The following is an 18090-nucleotide window of genomic DNA, read 5'->3' as shown; positions in this document are numbered from 1 at the left end:
GATCGGTGAGGATGTCGGGGGCGGCCGCGACGGAGGCGTCGACGTGGGTCTCGACGAGTCGACCATCGTGATCGACGACACCGAGTTCACGATCGCGGTCGACGACGCGGACTTCACGATCGTGGTCGATGACGCGGATCGCTCGGTCGCGACCGATGGCGCGGACCGCTCGGTCGTGGTCGACGACATGGACTTCACCGTCGCGGTCGATGACGCCGACCGCACCGTCGTGGTCGATGACGCGGTCGCCGAGACGGTCGTGGTGGATGCGACGGTCGTGGTCGAGCGCGGCGAGGTCGACGCTGAGCTGCCGTCGCCGTCGCCGTCGGTGCCGGGATCCGCGGTGGCGTCGGGGTCCGCGGTGATGCCAGGGTCCGCCGCGACGTCGGCGCCATCCGCTCCGACGGCGGTCCCCGCGCCGGCGCCCGCTCCTGCGCAGCCGCGGCGATCCCGCTCGGCCGCCCAGCGCATCCGGATCGAGCTCCCCGACGGAACCGCCCCCGCGGAGTCCGCGTCCGACGGCGCCGGGGTCGGCGCCCGCGAGGGCTACCTGCCGCGGCCCGTGCCGACGCCGCCGGTCGTGCCGTCGGTGCCGTCCGGCCCGGAGGCGACGCGCGCCGTCGCGCCGGCGATGCCGTCGGTCGCGCGGTCCGCGCGGCGCATCGGCCGCGTCGCGCTCGCGCTCTCCGTGGTCGCCCTCGTCGTGACGCTCGTGGGTCTGGTGCTCGTCGTCCGCGCCCTCCTCGCCCTCTGACCCGTAGCCCTCCTCGGCCTGGCGGGGATTCGCGCCCCGTCGCAGCCGTCGCGCCCGCCCACGGCTCGTGTTCCGGGCAGGATCTCGCGGCGATACTGGCTTCGCCGCACGATATGGCGCGGCGATCCCCCGATCGTGCGGCGACGGTCCGGAGCGTGCCTGCGCCGTCGTCGCCGACCCGCCCTCGACGCGGCGACGGCGTTCGCAACTCAGGAGAATCCATCCGATCTGCGCGTTCGGGGGCCGAATCGCGTCATTTTTCCTGAGTTGCGGTGACACACCGCGGGAACGTCATGGCGGGAGCGTGGTCGGATGTGACGCGAGTTGCCCACTTCGGTCGAGTTCGAGGGCGAGAACCCGACCGAACTGGGCAACTCGCCGTCGATCAGGGGCGCACCACGGCGGTGCGGATGAGACGGATGCGCATCTGACTCGGGCCGCATCTCGACCCCGAGGGCGGAAACCCGACCGAACTGGGCAACTCGCCGTCGATCAGCGCCCCGGCGCTGGACCCCGGGCGACCCTGCGCTAGACCCCGAACGACTCGGGGTCAGCCTCGGCACGGCGGCGCCGGCGCAGGTGCGCGAGCACGCCGAGCACGCCCAGCACGGCCAGCCCGATCACGCCGCCGACCACGGCGATCGTGGTCGCGAGCGTCGCGGCCGGGTCGGTGTGCCGCAGAGCGAGGGCCGCATCCTCACCGCCCGCGCTGCCGCCAGCACTGCCAGCCCCGCCAGCACCACCCGTGCCGTCACCGCCGCCGAAGGGGCTCGCCGGTCCGCGCAGCGCGCCGCCCGGCGCCAGCGTGAGCGCGTCGTAGGGCTGCACGACGCCCCACCCGAGTCGATCGTCGCGGCGGTCGGCGTCGGGCCGCACCGCGGTCGCCTCGAGGCGGTAGGCCCACTGCGCCGGGGTCTCGCCCGGATGCGCGGCCGCGACGAGCGCGGCGGCGGCCGCCACGTAGGCCGTCGAGAAGCTGGTGTGCGCCATGTCGTCGGAGTAGACGCAGTCGATCCCGCCCGTCGCCGTGGTCAGGATGCTCTGCCCCGGCGCCGTGATGGCGACATGCGCCCCGGCGACGCTGTTCGCGTCGTAGGCCCCGTTCGCATCCACGGCCCCCGCGCCGAGCGCTCCAGGCGATCCGGCCGGGTAGCGCACCCCGGTGCTGCCCTGCTCCTCGACCGACTGCGCGTTGTCGGCGTTGCCCGAGCTCGCGACGACGAGGCTGCCGCGCCCCGCGGCGTAGGCGACGGCGTCGTTCAGCTCGGGCGCGTCCACGCTGGTGCTCAGCGAGACGTTGATGATCTGCGCCCCGGCGTCGGCCGCGACGCGGATGCCCTCGGCGATGCGCGGGATCGTCGGTCCGAAGCCGTCGTCGCGGGCCTGCTTCTCGGTCGTCGCGAAGACCCGCACCGACAGGATGCGCGCCTCGGGTGCGAGGCCGAGCACCCCTGATCCGTCGATCGCGCGGGCGGCGATCTGGCCGGCGATGGCGGTGCCGTGCCCGTCGAGGTCGGCGTAGCCGTTGCGGCCCTCGCCGTCGCCGACGAGGTCGACGCCGCCGGCGAGCACCCCCGCGAGGTGCGGGTTGTTCGCGTCGACACCCGAGTCGACCACGGCGACGACGACGCCGGCGCCGCGCGTGACGCCCCAGGCGAGCTCCGACTGCAGTCGGCCGAGGGCCGGGGGAGCCTGCGCGATGCGGGTTCCGCCGTCGGTCGTGCAGTCGGTCGCGACAGCATCGGCATCGGGCGTGACGCCAGTCGTGGTCGACGCGGCGGCGGTGCCGGGATGCGCGGCCGCCGTCGTGGCGGCCGACCCCGTCGCGACGCCGGAGCCCGACGCGACGCCAGACCCCGACGCCAGCGCCAGCACCAGCACCGCACTGCCGACGCCGACCCCGCTCCGGCGACGGCCGCGGCCGCGACCGCGGCCTCCGCGCAGCCCCGACCCCACGTCAGCCTCCCGAGCCTGACCCGGCCGCACGGGCGGGGTCAGGTGTCTCGCCGGCGAGGGCGGTGCTCAGCTCCGGGCCGGTGGCGAGCAGTCGCATCCAGCTCTGGTCGACCCGCCCGACCTGCTCGCTCGTGTAGCCGAGCCGCGCGACCGTCTCGGCGTCGGCGCCGGGCAGCGCGAACGACGTGCCCGTCGCATCCACGATCGTGAGCAGCTGCGTGGCCTGGGCGCCGCGCCCGCCGACGAGCACGATCGCGCCGCGCCCCGGCGTCACGGTGACGCCGGCCGTCGCGTCGTTCGTGGTCGGCGTGGTCGCGAGCACCGTGCGGGCGAGGCCGCGGGCGTCGTGCTGCAGCAGGGCGCAGGGGCGCTGGTCGCTCGACAGGGTCGTGAAGCCGTCGCTCGGCCAGTCCGCCCCGCCGACCGGGGCCTTCGCCGTGGCCAGATCGGCGACGTCGGCGGCTGCGACCTCGAGCACGCGGTCGGCGCCCCGGCCGGTGCCGAGCTGGTAGAGCTGCCACGCCAGCGGGCTGAGCGAGCCGAGCGTGCCGTCCTGCAGCACGAGGTAGCGCTGACCGACCGCCTGCCCGGTGATGTGCAGCACGTCGCCGACCGCGAGCGGCGTCGCTCCCGCCGCGGCGCCGGCGAGCGGCGTGCCGGCGTCGGTGATCACGATCGGCTCGAGGTCGTCGCCCTCGCGGAAGAGGTCGAGCCACGCGGGCTCGACGGTCACGGGGTCGAGGGTGTCGATGCCGGCGGCGCGCAGCACCGCATCCGCCTGCGTCGACTCGACCGCGAACCGGGTGTCGCCGGCGACGACGTAGAGTGCCCCGCCGCTCGACACCACGACCGACTCGCGCGTGGCGCTCGCGGTGGCGCCGCCGATGCGCGCGCGGGTGCCGCCGTCGTCGGCGACGCAGGCGGTCCAGCCGTCGTTGATGAGCCGCTCGGCGGCGGGCAGGGTGTCGGGCGCGCCGACGATGCCGACCGGGTCGCCGAGCTCGATGCCCGCCAGCCGCGCCGAGGTCGTGGTGATGACCTCGAAGTCCTTGCTCGGGATCAGCAGTCGCGCCGACACCGAGTTCACGACCGGGTGCAGCACGCTCTTCGAGCTGACGTAGCGCGCGCCGGTGTCCTTGGCGATGATCAGCCGGTTGTCGCGCCAGTCGCTCGGCAGGCCGGGCTGCATCACGCCGTAGAAGACGCCGGCCAGGATGACCGCGATCGTCAGCGCGATGGCGATGATCACCGCCCGCAGCGGCTTCGACGGCTCGATCTCGCGCCCGCCGGGGGCTCCGGAGATGAACGCGGTCAGCAGGCGTCGGCGCGAGAAGTTCTGCGCCTCGATCAGGTCGCTCTTGGTGGCCACGTCACGCCCAGGCGAGTCCGGCGGCGATCACGCCGAGGGGCAGCAGCAGCGCGATCGTGATGATCTCGACCGTGTCGGCGAGGCGGATCAGCCGCATCCGCGCGCCCGGCGCCAGCAGGGTCAGCGCGATCACGATCACCGTCACGCTGAGCAGCACGACGAGCAGCACGACGCGCAGGTCGGGCTGCGCGAGCGTCGCGGCCACACCGGTCACCGCGATGCCGATCGTGCCCATCGACATGAGCACGACGACCTCGGCACGGGCGAAGGCCTGCCGCGCGGGCATCATGATGCCGACGAAGCCGAGCGCGCAGAGCGCCGCCCCGGCCGGCCCCGACGCGGCGACGAGCGGCGCGCCGATGAGCGCGGCGAGCCCGAGCGCGAGCCGCAGCGCGACCAGCACGCGATGGCCGGCGGCGGCGCGGGCGCGCACGGCCTCGGCGTCGATCGGCTCGGGGTCGTCGAAGATCTCCTGGTCGCTCTGCGGCGAGATGACCCGGATGCGCGTCGACGTCAGTGCGAGCCACGGCAGCGCGTTCGCGAGCGTGATGACGATCGCGACCATGAGCGCGTAGGCGCTCTGCCGGCTGTCAGGCATGAGCGCGGCGATCGTCGCGGTCACGCCGATCGCGCCGCCCAGCACGAGCGGCACGAGCAGCAGGGCCCGGGATGCGGGATTCAGCAGCATCGCCAGGCCGCCGGTCGCGAACGCCCCGGCCCCGGCGGCGGCGAGCGGCCAGCCCCAGAGGGCGGCGGCCGCCAGGCCGGAGCCGAGCACGATGTCGGGGGAGTCGGCCCCCGCGCCCGCGCCACCGGCGCCCGCCGCGCCCGCGAGCAGGTAGCCGGTCAGCGCGCCGAACGCCGCGGCCGCGAGCGCGAGCCCGCGCCCGGTCTCGACCTGGCCGAGCCGCTCGATCACGGCCGCGGCGGCGAGCAGCAGCACGGCGCCCGCGCCGGCGATGATCGCGCGCAGCAGCGCCGAGGGCCCGTCGCCGCCGGCGCCGGCCAGCAGCAGCACGGCGCAGATGCCGAGCAGCGTGAGGCTCGCGGCCAGGGCGGTGCGGGCGTTGTCCTTCGGCGTCCACGGCCGGCTCTGCTCGCCGGTCGCGTCGATCACGGCCTCGACGATGTCGTCGTAGACGCGCGGCTCGGCGAGCTGCACGCCGCGGGCCAGGGTCAGCAGCTCGCCGTCGAGCACCCCCTGCTCGGCGGCGCCGCGGCTCGGGTCGAGGCGGCTGCCGTCGGCGCGCTGCAGCGCGTAGCCGGTGTGCGTCATGGTCGCATCCAGCACGCCGAGCCCTCGGGCGAAGCCGGGCATGAGCTCGATGAGGGGCAGCTGGGCGGGCACGCCGACATCGAGTCGGCGACCCTCGCTCTGGATCGAGACCCTCAGCAGTGCCCGTGAGGTGCTCACGGTCGAACTCACGCCTGCTCCTGCCCTCGTGCGCGGGCATCCGCGCAGTTCGACGCATTCCCGGTCAGCCTAATCATCCTCAGTGTCGCGGTCGCGGCGTTCTCCACCGCGGCCCGGGCGGCGCGATTCAGCACGGATGCATCGGTGCAGCCCTACCGGGTCACCGAGCGCGAGCCGTGCTGAGTTGTGACGGCGGCGGGTCACGTCCGGCGACGAGTGACGCAATTCAGCATGGACGCCCCAGGGCGGCCCGCCCGGGCCGCTGGGCGTCACCCATGCTGAATTGCGATCGGGATCGTCACGGCAGCACGCCGGGCCGCACGATGCGACCGAGGGGCGGGCGTCGGCCGGGATACGCGGGGTCGCGCCCGAGGGCCTCCGGCGTGCGACGCGCGGGTGGCGGGCAGATGAATCCCCGGTTCCGAGGTCTTGTCGCGAATGCCGATCACCGAATAGCCTTTCGTTCTGCGCCCTCTCCACCCCCGTTCGGGGGGCGGGGCGCGTCGGCTCGACCACGACAGAGATTCAGACACCAAAGGGGATTGCTGTGGCAGATGTCATCGCCGCTGAAGAAGGCGCACTCAAGCGCGGAGCCCAGGCGGTCGGCACCGCCAAGGCCGGCATCGACCAGGAGGTGAAGAAGCTCCGCGGCGAGATCGAGCAGGTCTCCGCCTACTGGACCGGCGACGCCGCTCTCGCGTTCAACCAGCTCCTCACCCGCTGGGACAACGAGACCAGCAAGCTCAACAACGTGCTGATCACCCTCGAGGATGCCCTCGGCGGCACCGACAAGGACCAGAACGCGACCGAGGAGTCGCACAAGCAGACCATCTCGGGCCTCGGCTCGCTGATGGGCGCCTGAGACACCGGCAGCCAGGAAAGGTAAGGGATTCCCATGCAGAGCATGTCCGTCAAGCCGGGTCAGGTGATCGCCCTCTCGGGTCAGATCCGCGGTGGCGCCTCCGGCATCCAGTCGAAGCTCGACGACCTCGACAACGAGGTCGGCAAGCTGCGCGCCTCGTGGAGCGGCTCGGCCCAGCTGGCCTACGACGACGCCCAGCGCAAGTGGACGCAGTCGGTCAACGAGCTCAACAGCCTGCTGCAGCAGATCGCCTCGAAGACCGAGGAGATCGCGCAGCACTACACGCAGAGCGACAACTCCTCGGCGGGTCGCTTCTCGATCTGATCGAGCCGCGCGTGATCTGACGATCCGGGCCGTCGCCGTTCGGCGGCGGCCCGTTCGCGCGGCGCCGACCCCGTCCGACCTCCAGCTCGAAGGCCCGCTCCATGTCGTCGACCACCATCTCGCTCGACCTCCAGACGCTCGCGCACCACGTCGGCAAGCTCCGCGGTGCGCACGGCGAGCTGCTGCGTCACGAGCGCGTGAACGCGGGCCTGCTCGGCCACGGCTCCGACGGTGCGGCTCCGCTGGCCGCCGAGAACACCTTCTACTCGTGGATGCGCGACTCGGCCTCCGCCCTCGAGAAGACGACCGTCGAGCTGCAGAAGCAGATCGCCCAGAACTCCGATGCGCTGACCGCGGCCGCCGAGAAGCTCGCGGCGCGCCAGGATCTCTCGGCGCAGCAGCTGGCGCAGATCCGCGCGCTGATCGACCAGGCCGGGCAGGCCCCGGGCGGCAGCGGATCGGCCGAGGACCCGGCCTCTCCGGCCACGCCGACGCCGGGCGCACCGGCCGCGTCCACGGCACCGACCGCCCCCGCAGCGCCGGGCGGCGTGCCGACGACCGGCAGCGCGGCCGACGCGGCGAGCTCGGCCGCCGGCGGACTGTGACCCGGCGACGTGCGCGGCGCTCCGGCATCCATTCGGCGCTCGTCGCCGTGGCCGCCGCGGGCGCGCTGCTCGTCGTCCCCGTCGTCGCGGTCGCACCGGCCGCTCCGGCCGCAGCCGAGACCGATACGAACTGGTGGTTCGAGCGCTACAGCGTGGCCGCGGCGCACGATGCCGGCACGACGGGCGCGGGGGTGAAGCTCGCCGTGATCGACGCGCGCATCGACCCCGACCTCTCCGTCTTCGCCGGCACCTCGCTGCGGGTGCACCGGGCGGGGCTCTGCGAGGGCTCGGCCGCGACCTCCGAGGCGACCCCGGGCTCGATCCACGGCAGCGACGTGACCGCCCTGCTCGTCGGCAACGGAACGGGTCCGGGCTCGGTGCGCGGCATCGCGCCGGGCGCCGACGTGACGTTCTACGGCTATGGCGTCGACGCGGGCGGATGCACGACCGAGGTCGACGGCGCGACCTACTCGGCGACCGGTCTCGGCATCCGTCAGGCCGTCGCCGACGGCAACCGCATCATCTCGATCTCGCAGATCTCCGACGCCCGCGACGACGGCGACGCGCTCGCGATCGCCGACGCCCTCGCCCGCGGCGTGATCATCGTGGCCGGGCAGTCGAACGATCTCGACGACACCCGCGCCTTCCCGGGCGACGCGACCGGGGTCGTGGCGGTCAACGCCTTCCGGATCGACGGCACGCTGCAGACGCAGGGCGACGGGCGCACGGTCTCCTGGCCGACCACGACCGTGGTCGCCGCCGGCTACTACTTCTCGTCGCAGGGCACGCAGAACGAGGATGCCTGGGGCGACGATGGCCGGCGCATCCGGGGCAGCTCGTCGGCGACGCCGCTGGTGGCGGGGATGCTCGCGCTCACGGCGCAGAAGTTCCCCGAGGCGACCGGCGACCAGCTGCTGCAGTCGCTCATCCGCAACACGGGCGCCGACGACCACGAGCTGACCCGCTACGAGGGCGGCTACGGCTACGGACCCGCGTCGCTGACGCACCTGCTGCGCGTCGACCCGACTCAGTATCCCGACGAGAACCCCCTGCTCGACGAGCCCGGCCGGTCGGGCAGCCCGACACGCGCGCAGATCGACGCGGCGCGCGAGGCGCTCACCGCATCCAGCCCGTCGCCGTCGACCGCGGCCGCCGAGTCGGCCGAGCGCACGCGCAGCGCCGTGCCGATCGCTGTGCTCATGGCGGTCGGCGCGGCCGTCGTGCTGCTGGCCGCGCTCATCGTCATCCTCGTCGTCGTCGCCCGTCGCCGGGTGACCCGCCGCCCCCTCGATCGCCCGGGAGGTACCGCATGACCGGCCCCTATGAGCAGAAGCTCACCTCGCTCGCCGCGGCGAGCGGCGACTGGGATGTGCCGAGCGCCGAGCCGCTGCGCGCCCAGCTCGAGACCCTCGGGCTGCTGCTCAAGGCGGCGCAGGAGCAGCACGGGCTGACCGGCGCCTCCGGCGATGCGGCGACCCTGAGCCTGTTCGAGACCTACGAGAAGGCCGTCGCCCTGACGCAGAGCATCGACGTCGTCAGCACGACGGTCGCGCAGGCGAACGCGGTGCGCCGCGACGCGGGCGTCGAGCTCGAGAACCTGCCCGACGGGCAGCTCGGGCCGACCGCCGAGGCGGCCGTGCGCGGGGTGGCCACGGGCGTCACGATCCTGCTCGGACCGATCTCGGTCGTCGCCGGCGAGGGCGCCGTGGATGCGGTGAACGGCTGGCTCTCGGATCGTCGCGAGCGTGCGGCCCAGGATGCGGTGAGCCGCATGACGGGCAGTTTCCCCGAGCTGCCGACCATCCCCGACCCGGAGTCCACGGCCGGCTCGGGCGAGTCGGGTGTCAGCGCGACCGTGCCGCGGGAGCCGGGCAGCGCGACGTCCGGCGGCGCGACGACCGGCGGCGTCACGGCGGCCGGCGCCGGAGCGAAGACCCCGCTGGGCACGGCGACGCCGGGAGCGACGGCCGGCGCGGCCACGAGCTCGACCGGCTCGACCACGGCGCCGACGGCTCCCGGCTCGATCATCGACCACACGGCCGAGACCGGCGACGGCAGCTGGGGCAGCGGCTCGACCCTGCCCGGCGTGACCGCCGACGGCGCGGTCGGCGGCGGCTCGACGACCCTCGGCGGCGGCCTCGGTCTCGGCGGATCGGGCGCGGTCGGCGGCAGCACGAGCCTCGGCGGTCTCGGCGGCGGCTCACTCGGCAGCTCGGTGCTCGGCGCTGGTCTCGGTGCGGCGGCGGCGCTCGGCGCGGGGCGCATCGCGGCGCTCGGCGGTCTCGGCGGCGGCGCAGGTGCCGGTGCGGGCCTCGCCGGCGGACGGCCGGGAATCAGCGCGCTCGGTGGAGCCGGAGGCCGCGGCGGTCTCGGTGCGGGCGGCGGCGCCGGAGCCACGGCCGATGCGGGTCGCGGCGGACTCCTGGGTGGCAGCACCGCGGGCGCGGGCGCGCGTGCTGGCACGGCCGGCGCGGTCGGCGGAGCCGCTGGCGCCGCCGCGGCCGAGGGGTCGGCCGGACGCGGCGCCGCGAACAACATGATGGGCGGGGCCGGGGCCGGAGCCGGCGCCGGCGGCGGAAGCAGCAGCCGCAAGGGCGGTCGCGGCATGGGCGGACCGCTCGCGCCGAAGCTCGACGACGAGGGCGACGGCACGGCGCGATCGGCCGCCGCGAGCGCGGGCGGACGCACATTCGGAGACGAAGGGGAGCTGTGATGACCGACACGATCTCGGCGGCCGAGGGCGCGCTGCGCGACGGCGCGGAGGCCGCCCGCCGCGCGCACGACGACGTGAACGCGACCGTGCGTCGCATCCAGTCGCACCTCGACACCCTGCAGGGCGCGTGGATCGGCTCGGCGGCGACCGCCCACGACCAGCTGACCCAGCGCTGGCAGGCCGACGTGCAGAAGCTGCAGACCACGCTCGCGCACTTCGAGGAGGCGCTGCGCGCCACCGACCGCGACCAGGTCGCGACCGAGCAGTCGCACCAGCAGACGATCGCCGGGCTCGGCGGCCTCATGGGAGGGCAGTGACCATGGCCGAGATCGGCAACGGCGACTTCTCCGTCACGCCCGAGGTGCTGCGCGAGGTCGCGGCGTCGCTCGGCGCCGAGAGCCGGCACCTGGCCGGCGTGCTCGGCGACCTCGAGCAGCGGGTGAAGGCCCTCGAGGGCGGCTGGGATGGCGCGGCCCGCCAGGCGTACTCCGAGGCGCAGCGCGGCTGGTCGGCCGCGATCACCGACATGACGAGCATCCTGGGCCAGATCGGCCAGCGCACCGAGCAGATCGCCGAGGGCTACGTCGCCGACGACAAGGCGTCGGCGAAGCGCTTCACGCACCCGCAGTGAGCCGGAGTGTCCGCCCGATGATCACCCAGGCTCGCCCCGCGGCCCCCGAACCCGAATAATCGTTCAGGTGCCGTCTGCCATCGAGGAGCGGCGCCGCATCGCGATCGTCGACGGCGCCGAGCGCTGGGATCTGTCCCTGCCGCTGACCGCCCGCCTCGACACCGTGCTCGACCGGCTGGGCGTCGACGCCCGCGCCGACGGCCGGATGCTGGTGAGCCCATCGGGCGCCGAGATCGACCTCGGGCGCGACATCGCCAGCTTCGGCGACGGCGAGGTGCTCGCCGTGATCGACCTGGCCGAGCGGGTTGCGGCGCCGCGCCGCGGGCGCGGGGTCGAGGCCGTGACGAGCACGTCGTCGGTGACCTGGATCGCGGCGACCGCCGGCATCCTCGCGGCCGTGCTGGCGCTGCTGCTGCCGGCCGCGCTCGACACGGTTCCGCGCATCGTGGCGACGTCGGTGTTCGCGATCGCGGCGATCGTCGGGGCGGTCGTGACGGCACGCCGCTCGGGCATCGCCTCGGCGGTGGCTCCGCTCGCGCTCGCCTTCGGCGCCGGCGTGACGGCCGTGCCGCTGCTGCCGGCGGCGACCGCGCAGGCGGGCGTGCTGGCGGGGCTGCTCGCGGCGGCCGTGACGGCGGGCTTGCTCGCGCTGTTCGCGCACTCCGGCGCACTCCGCGCCGGCTCGGCGAGCGGCACCATCCTGCTGCTCGTGCTCGCCGCCGTGTGGGGCGGGACGCTGCTCGCGGGGCTGCCCGCGACCGCCGCGGCCGCGCTGACGCTCGGTCTCGCGCCGGTCGCGCTGCGCATCCTGCCCACGACCCTGCTCGACGTGCCGCCGGGCATGTTCATCGACTACGAGCGCTACCAGACCACCCGGTGGTCGGTGCGACAGCAGCTGCCCGAGGCGGGCGTCTCGGTCGGCATCGCCGCGGTGCGCGGGCTCGTGGATGCGGAATCCGCGCGCCTTCTCGTCGGCACCGCCGTGCTCTGCGGGGGAGCCGCGCTGGCCGCGCCGACCGCGGTGGCCGCCTTCGCCCGCGACGGGATCGTGCTGGGCGGGCAGATCGGCCTGCTCGCCTGCACCGCCCTGGCGCTCATCCTCGGCGCGCGGCGCTATTCGGCGCGCGCTCTGCAGTGGCTTCCGCGCGCGGCGGCGCTCGTCGTGATCGGCACCGCCGTCGTCGCGATCGCGCGGCTCGGCGACGCCGGGTGGGTCGTGCTCGTCGCCGCCCTCGCGCTCGTGGCCGGACTCGCGTCGGGCGCGGCGGCCGTGCCGATCTCGCGCGGCGCCCGCTCGCTGGCCTGGTCGCGGTTCGCCGACGTGATCGAGGGGATGTCGGTGGCGCTCGCGCTGCCCGCCGCGCTGCTCGCCGCGGGCGTGATCGACGTGCTGCGCGGGATGATGGCCGCATGAGCGCGTCGACGTCCCCCGCCGGCGCCGCCACCTGCTGGAACTGCCGGCAGGCGCTGCCCGCCGACAGCGCGCGCTGCCCGTTCTGCGGGGTGCCGCAGCAGGCGTCGAGCGCGGCCCTCGTCGTCGCTCCGGGCGGTGTCGTGGCCGCGGCACCGCCGCCGAGCGCGCCGCTCGTGCCGGGGCTGGGGGAGTCGGGGGCCGGTGGCGCGGGTGGCGCCGGCGGCGTCGGCGCGCCGAGCGCTCGGGGCGCCGCGCCCGGAATCGCAGCGGCGGGAACCGGTGCGGGCGTTGCGGCGCCCGCCGGACCTGCCGCCGGACCCGCCGCCGACGCGGCGCGCGGCATCGTGCACGGCGTGCGCACCGCGGGCGTCGGCCGTCGCCTGGCCGCGCTCACGATCGACGTGATCGTCGTCGCCGCGGTCGGCGCCGGCGTGCACCTGCTGCTCGACTCGGTCGTGCTGACGGCGCTCGCCGTGGCCGAGCTCGTGCTCGGGCTCATCGTGCTGCAGGCGCGCACGGGCCTCGGCCTCGGCAACCTGCTGCTGCGCCTGCGCGTCGCCCGGCTCGACCGACCGTGGTCGCCGGGACTCGGGCGCTCCGCGCTGCGCTCGATCGTCTCGGGCGCCGGCTGGCTCGTCGGCGGCATCGGCGCGTGGTTCGTCGAGGTGACCAGCGCCTTCGACGGCTCCGGCCGGCGTCGCTCCTGGGGCGACCTCGCGGCCGGCACGGTCGTCGTCGCGATCCCGCGACGACGCGAACGCGAGCGCGGCCGCGCGGTGCCGCGCCCGACGACTCCCGGGGCCCGCGACGTCGTGGCCGTGGATGCGGGTCTCCCGCCGACCGCGGCATCCGGCGCGCTCGGAGCCCCCGTGGCTCTCGACCCGGTCGCGATCCCCGCGTCGGCGCCCGCGCCGGTCCCGACGGCCGCGCCGGTCCCGGACCCCGACCCGATCCCCGCCCCGCTCGAGGTCCTCCCGCTCCCCGGGATCCTCGCCCCGGCCGCATCCCCTGATCTGTCTCCGGTCGAACCGGCCCCGGCCGCCCCCCTCGACCCCCCGACCGAGCAGGTCGACCGCCCGCGCGGACTCGACGGCCACGCCGAGCTCACCTTCACCGAGCTGCCCGGCCGCGCGCAGGTCGTGCTGGCTTTCGACACCGGCCAGAACGAGCGGTCGCGCATCCCGGCCGCCCTCGTCCTGGGTCGCAGCCCGAGTGCCGACGACGACACCGAGATCCCCGTGACGGTGCGCGACCCCGAGTCGACGGTCTCGAAGGCGCACGCCCGCCTCGAGCTCAGCCGCTCGGGCACCTGGCTGACCGACCTCGGCTCGACGAACGGCACCTTCCTGCTCGACGAGACCGGCGAGGCCGAGCGCCTGGCGCCCGGTGCCCGCACGGCCGTCGACGACGGGATGCGATTCCGCCTCGGCAGCCGCGTCGTCACCCTGAGCACGCTGCTGGAGGACTCCGAGTGAGCAGAGCGCCCCGACTCGCCCCGCCGCGCGTGCCCAGCGGCACCGTGCAGGTGCAGCCGCCGCCCGAGCTGGTGCCCAGCGAGGGCGCCGGCGGCATGCTCATGACCGCCCTGCCGATGCTCGGCAGCGTGGGCGGCATCGTGATGATCGGCTTCTCGCAGCAGAACGTGACCGGCCTGATCATGGGCGGGATGTTCCTGCTCTCGTCGCTCGGCTTCGTCGCGGTGAACGGCTGGCGGCAGCGGGCCCAGCGCGCGGCGCAGGTGCTCGAGAACCGCCGCGAGTACCTCGCCTATCTGAAGGAGCTGCGCGACACCGTACGCACGGCCGCGCGCCAGCAGCGCCGCCACGGCAACTGGGTCAACCCGGCGCCGTCGGCGCTGCCGTTCATGGCCGACGAGCGCAGCCGCGTGTGGGAGCGCTCGATCGGCGACCCCGACTTCCTGCAGACGCGCATCGGCGTCAGCGACCAGCCGCTGTGCATCACGCTCGAGGCGCCCGAGCTGCCGCCGCTCGCGCAGCTCGACCCGGTCGCCGCGTCGGCCGCGCACCGCTTCATGCTCACCCACGAGATGCAGCCGCGCCTGCCGCTCGCCGTCGGGCTGGGCGACTACGCCCGGGTCGAGGTGACGGGCGCCGACGAGGAGTCGGTGCGCTCGCTCGCGCGGTCGATGGTGCTCGGTCTCGCCACCTCGCACGAACCCGAGAGCCTGCAGATCGCGGTGCTCGCCGGGCCGCAGCAGCTCGCGCTGTGGGAGTGGACCAAGTGGCTGCCACACACGCACTCCGCCCGCGTCGCCGACCGTCTCGGCCCGGCGCGCATGATCGCCGCCGACCTCGCCGAGCTCGAGGAGCTGCTGCCCGCCGACCTGCGCGAGCGGCCGCGCTTCTCGGCGTCGATGGCGGGCGCCGCGCGCACCGCCCCGCACATCGTGCTCGTGGTCGACGGCGGGCGTCTGCCGAACGACTCCCCGGTCGTCGGCGCCGAGGGCATGCAGGGCGTCACCGTGATCGACCTGCCCGCGCGGTGGGCCGAGCTCGAGGATGCGCAGACCCTGCGCCTCGCGCTCCCCTCCGAGTCGACCGTGGTCGCCCCGGTGCCCGGCGGCACGGTCACGCGGGTCGCCGCGAGCGCCGGCGCCGGTCGCGCGGCGGGCGCGTCCGCGACGCCGCCCGCCGAGGTCGTCGCGCTGGGACGCCTCGCCGAGCGCTTCACCCCCGACACCGTGTCGATCGCCGAGGCGGAGGCCACGGCACGACGGCTCATGCCGCTGGCGGCGGGCACCGCATCCACCGGCACCGAGGCCCTGTCGGGGCAGCGCGAGCTGGTCGAGCTGCTGGGCCTGCCGGATGTGCGCGAGATCGACTACGACCGGGTGTGGTCGCCGCGGCTCGAGCGCGACCGGCTCCGCGTGCCGATCGGGCAGGACACGAACGGCGTGCCGCTCGTGCTCGACATCAAGGAGGCCGCGCAGCAGGGCATGGGCCCGCACGGCGTGCTGATCGGCGCGACCGGCTCGGGCAAGTCCGAGGTGCTGCGCACGCTCGTGCTGTCGCTCGCGCTCACCCACTCGAGCGAGCAGCTGAACTTCGTGCTCGTCGACTTCAAGGGCGGCGCGACCTTCGCCGGCATGGCCGGCATGCCGCACGTGTCGGCGATCATCACCAACCTCGGCAGCGAGCTCGCGCTCGTCGACCGGTTCCAGGATGCGCTGCAGGGCGAGGTCGTGCGCCGACAGGAGCTGCTGCGCGCGGCCGGCAACTTCGCCAACGTCAGCGACTACGATAAGGCCCGCCGCGGCGGACGCACCGACCTCGAGCCGCTGCCCGCGCTGCTGATCGTCGCCGACGAGTTCAGCGAGCTGCTCGCCGCGAAGCCCGAGTTCGTCGAGAGCTTCATCAACATCGGCCGCGTGGGTCGCTCGCTGCAGGTGCACCTGCTGCTCGCATCCCAGCGCCTCGAAGAGGGCAAGCTGCGCGGCCTCGACACCTACCTCTCCTACCGCATCGGACTCCGCACCTTCTCGGCCGCCGAGTCGCGCACCGTGATCGGGGTGCCCGACGCCTACACGCTGCCGCAGGAGCCGGGCGTCGGCCTGCTCAAGGTCGGCACCGACCCGCTCGTGCAGTTCAAGGCGGCCTACGTCTCCGGATCGCCGCCGCGTCGCCGCATCACGACAGGCGGGGTGGATGCGGACGCCGCCGTCGCCGCCGAGATCGAGCTGTTCACCGCCGCCGCCTCGGGCGCCGTCGCGATCGAGCCGGTGCTCTCCGACGACGACCTCGCGCCGCGCGAGCCCGAGGAGGAGCGCAGCACCTTCCAGCTCGCCGTCGACCGCATGGCGGGGCGCGGGCCGGCCGCCCACCAGGTGTGGCTGCCCCCGCTGAAGGAGCCGGCATCCCTCGACCAGCTGCTCGGCGACCTCGTCGTCGACCCGCAGCTCGGCCTCATCTCGCCGTCCTGGCGCGCGGCCGGCGGCCTGACCGTGCCGCTCGGCATCGTGGATGTGCCGCTCGAGCAGCGGCGCGAGCACCTGACCGCCTCGCTCGGCGGCGCCGCGGGCCATGTCGCGATCGTCGGCGGACCGCTCAGCGGCAAGTCGACGCTCGCCCGGTCGCTGGTCGCCTCCCTCGCCCTCACCGGCTCGCCGCTCGAGCTGCAGTTCTACGTGCTCGACTTCGGCGGCGGCAGCTTCACGGGGCTGCAGAAGCTGCCGCACGTCGCCGGCGTCGCGACCCGCACCGAGCAGGAGTCGGTGCGGCGCACGGTCGCCGAGGTGCAGGGCATCATCGACGGCCGCGAGCTGTTCTTCCGCGAGCACGGCATCGACTCGATCGACACCTACCGGATGCGGCGCGCGCAGGGCGTCGTCGACGACGGCTACGGCGACGTGTTCCTGGTCGTCGACGGCTGGTCGACCCTGCGCACCGAATACGAGGCGCTCGAGCCGACGATCCTCACGATCGCCGCGCGCGGCCTCAGCTTCGGCGTGCACGTGATCGTCACCGCCAACCGCTGGCTCGACATCCGCTCGAACCTGAAGGACCTCATCCAGACCCGGCTCGAGCTGCGCCTCGGCGACCCGACCGACTCGGAGATCGCGCGCAAGGCGGCCGCCAACGTGCCGGCCGGCCAGCCGGGTCGTGGCCTCGCGCCATCGGGGCTGCAGATGCTCGGCGCGGTTCCGCGCATCGACGGCGTCGGGGATGCGGCGCGGCTCGTCGACGGCGTCGACGACCTGATCGCCCGCGTCACGGCCGCCTGGACCGGCCCGCAGCCACCCAAGCTGCGCCTGCTGCCGAAGCTGCTGCAGCTCGACGAGGCGCGACGCCAGGCCGGCCCGGAGTTCCCGCGTCTGCTGCTCGGCGTCGACGAGCAGGCGCTGGCGCCCTTCGGGATCGACCCGCGCGCCGAGTCGCACCTCTATCTCTACGGGGATGCGGGCAGCGGCAAGTCGTCGTTCCTGCGCGGCATCGCGCAGGAGATCACCCGCCTCTACGGGCCGACCGAGGCGAAGCTGTTCGTCGTCGACTACCGCCGCTCGCTGCTCGGCGAGCTGCCGCAGGAGTACGTCGGCGCCTACCTGACCTCGCACGAGATGGCGACCGGAGGACTCACCGAGCTCGCGCAGTTCTTCTCCTCGCGCATCCCGGGCCCGGATGTCACACCCGAGCAGCTGCGGCAGCGCAGCTGGTGGAAGGGCGCCGAGGGATTCATCCTGGTCGACGACTACGACCTCGTCGCGACCAGCCAGGGCAACCCGCTCGCCGTGCTGCAGCCGCTGCTCGCGCAGGCCGGCGACCTGGGCCTGCACGTGATCCTGACCCGCCGCGCGGGCGGCGCGAGCCGGGCCGCCTACGACCCGATCATCCAGCGCTTCACCGACCTCGGCGTGACGGGAATCCTGCTCGGCGGCAACCCCGACGAGGGCGCGCTGATCGGCCGCGTGAAGCCGATCCCGTCCGAGCCCGGCCGCGCCCAGGTCGTGAGCCGCGAGCGCGGCCTCATGACGGCCCAGCTGCTCTTCGCGCCCCCGTCGCACCCCTGACCCGAGGGCGTTCCGTCGTCGGCCCCGAGCGCGCGTGTTCTTCCGCAGGATCGCGCGGCGATCCTGGTTTCGCCGCACGATATGGCACGGCGACGCCAAGATCGTGCGGCGACGTGCGGCGACGTGCGGGCGGGCGGCAGCTGCGGCGTCGCACCGTCGAGCCGCGCACCCCGTCGCGCCCCCGCATGAGCACCCGAGCTGATGCGGTGACGCAACTCAGGAGATCCGTTCCGGGATGGGGCCAACGCCTCACCTGACGACGCATCTCCTGAGTTGTGCGCAGGCAAAGCCGCCCGGGAACGACGAAGCGCCCAGCCGCAGGCCGGGCGCTCGACGTCAGAGCAATGGATGCGCAGCGCGCGCGGCACGCTCAGCCCGCGCCGTGCGTCAGCGAAACGCGCGCCGCCTCAGCTCTCGTCGTCGTCGGGGATGATCTCGACGGTCAGGTTGCGTCCGCGGCGGCCGAGGCGCGAGCCCGAGTCGCCGGCGCGACCGCCGCCCATCAGGCCGCCCATGCCGCGGGC

At 74.9% G+C, this 18090-nt stretch carries 14 protein-coding genes; 11 read left to right on the top strand and 3 right to left on the bottom strand.

Annotation, left to right across the window (positions count from 1 at the left end; translation table 11 throughout):
• Positions 1 to 43 precede the first annotated feature (43 nt).
• Complete coding sequence (locus FJ658_RS02080; RefSeq protein ID WP_141143731.1) at positions 44 to 754, top strand: hypothetical protein; 711 nt, start codon at positions 44 to 46, stop codon at positions 752 to 754.
• 528 nt (positions 755 to 1282) lie between these two features.
• Here the strand turns inward: FJ658_RS02080 and FJ658_RS02075 are convergent.
• The 3 genes from FJ658_RS02075 to eccD all read right to left on the bottom strand — a co-directional run bounded on the left by FJ658_RS02075 (position 1283) and on the right by eccD (position 5505).
• Entirely contained in the window at positions 1283 to 2635 is a 1353-nt protein-coding gene (locus FJ658_RS02075) for a S8 family serine peptidase (protein WP_141143730.1), read from the bottom strand.
• A gap of 76 nt (positions 2636 to 2711) precedes the next feature.
• Complete coding sequence (eccB, locus tag FJ658_RS02070) at positions 2712 to 4079, bottom strand: type VII secretion protein EccB (protein WP_141143729.1); 1368 nt, start codon at positions 4077 to 4079, stop codon at positions 2712 to 2714.
• Position 4080: 1 nt separating this feature from the next.
• Complete coding sequence (gene eccD / locus FJ658_RS02065; protein ID WP_141143728.1) at positions 4081 to 5505, bottom strand: type VII secretion integral membrane protein EccD; 1425 nt, start codon at positions 5503 to 5505, stop codon at positions 4081 to 4083.
• A 535-nt stretch (positions 5506 to 6040) separates the two neighbouring features.
• Here eccD and FJ658_RS02060 point away from each other — a divergent pair.
• The 10 genes from FJ658_RS02060 to eccCa all read left to right on the top strand — a co-directional run bounded on the left by FJ658_RS02060 (position 6041) and on the right by eccCa (position 17566).
• Positions 6041 to 6355: a WXG100 family type VII secretion target gene (locus FJ658_RS02060; RefSeq protein ID WP_141143727.1), complete on the top strand. Its 315-nt coding sequence runs from the start codon at positions 6041 to 6043 to the stop codon at positions 6353 to 6355.
• Between the two features lie 42 nt (positions 6356 to 6397).
• Positions 6398 to 6679 carry a WXG100 family type VII secretion target gene (locus tag FJ658_RS02055; RefSeq protein ID WP_255447507.1) on the top strand — a complete coding sequence of 94 codons (282 nt, stop codon included), beginning with the start codon at positions 6398 to 6400 and terminating at the stop codon, positions 6677 to 6679.
• A gap of 101 nt (positions 6680 to 6780) precedes the next feature.
• Positions 6781 to 7284: a hypothetical protein gene (locus tag FJ658_RS15975; protein WP_181408292.1), complete on the top strand. Its 504-nt coding sequence runs from the start codon at positions 6781 to 6783 to the stop codon at positions 7282 to 7284.
• Positions 7281 to 8597 (top strand): S8 family serine peptidase, encoded by a 1317-nt coding sequence (locus FJ658_RS02050; protein ID WP_181408291.1) that lies wholly within the window; start codon positions 7281 to 7283, stop codon positions 8595 to 8597. The genes FJ658_RS15975 and FJ658_RS02050 overlap by 4 nt, the downstream gene beginning before the upstream one ends.
• Positions 8594 to 9997: a hypothetical protein gene (locus tag FJ658_RS15970; protein WP_181408290.1), complete on the top strand. Its 1404-nt coding sequence runs from the start codon at positions 8594 to 8596 to the stop codon at positions 9995 to 9997. Before FJ658_RS02050 ends, FJ658_RS15970 begins: the two co-directional genes overlap by 4 nt.
• Positions 9997 to 10314 (top strand): WXG100 family type VII secretion target, encoded by a 318-nt coding sequence (locus FJ658_RS02040; RefSeq protein WP_141143724.1) that lies wholly within the window; start codon positions 9997 to 9999, stop codon positions 10312 to 10314. The genes FJ658_RS15970 and FJ658_RS02040 overlap by 1 nt, the downstream gene beginning before the upstream one ends.
• A 2-nt stretch (positions 10315 to 10316) precedes the next feature.
• Positions 10317 to 10628 (top strand): WXG100 family type VII secretion target, encoded by a 312-nt coding sequence (locus FJ658_RS02035; protein WP_141143723.1) that lies wholly within the window; start codon positions 10317 to 10319, stop codon positions 10626 to 10628.
• A 67-nt stretch (positions 10629 to 10695) separates the two neighbouring features.
• The gene (locus FJ658_RS02030) at positions 10696 to 12042 is read left to right on the top strand and encodes a hypothetical protein (protein WP_141143722.1); all 1347 of its coding nucleotides are present in this window, start codon (positions 10696 to 10698) and stop codon (positions 12040 to 12042) included.
• The gene (locus FJ658_RS02025; protein WP_141143721.1) at positions 12039 to 13517 is read left to right on the top strand and encodes an FHA domain-containing protein; all 1479 of its coding nucleotides are present in this window, start codon (positions 12039 to 12041) and stop codon (positions 13515 to 13517) included. Before FJ658_RS02030 ends, FJ658_RS02025 begins: the two co-directional genes overlap by 4 nt.
• The gene (eccCa, locus tag FJ658_RS02020; protein WP_141143720.1) at positions 13514 to 17566 is read left to right on the top strand and encodes a type VII secretion protein EccCa; all 4053 of its coding nucleotides are present in this window, start codon (positions 13514 to 13516) and stop codon (positions 17564 to 17566) included. The genes FJ658_RS02025 and eccCa overlap by 4 nt, the downstream gene beginning before the upstream one ends.
• Positions 17567 to 18090 lie beyond the last annotated feature (524 nt).

The organism is Schumannella sp. 10F1B-5-1 (genome assembly GCF_006517535.1).
Classification (GTDB): domain Bacteria; phylum Actinomycetota; class Actinomycetes; order Actinomycetales; family Microbacteriaceae; genus Schumannella.
Note: the sequence above shows the minus strand (reverse complement) of the source record. Positions and strands in the feature narration are given on the sequence as shown.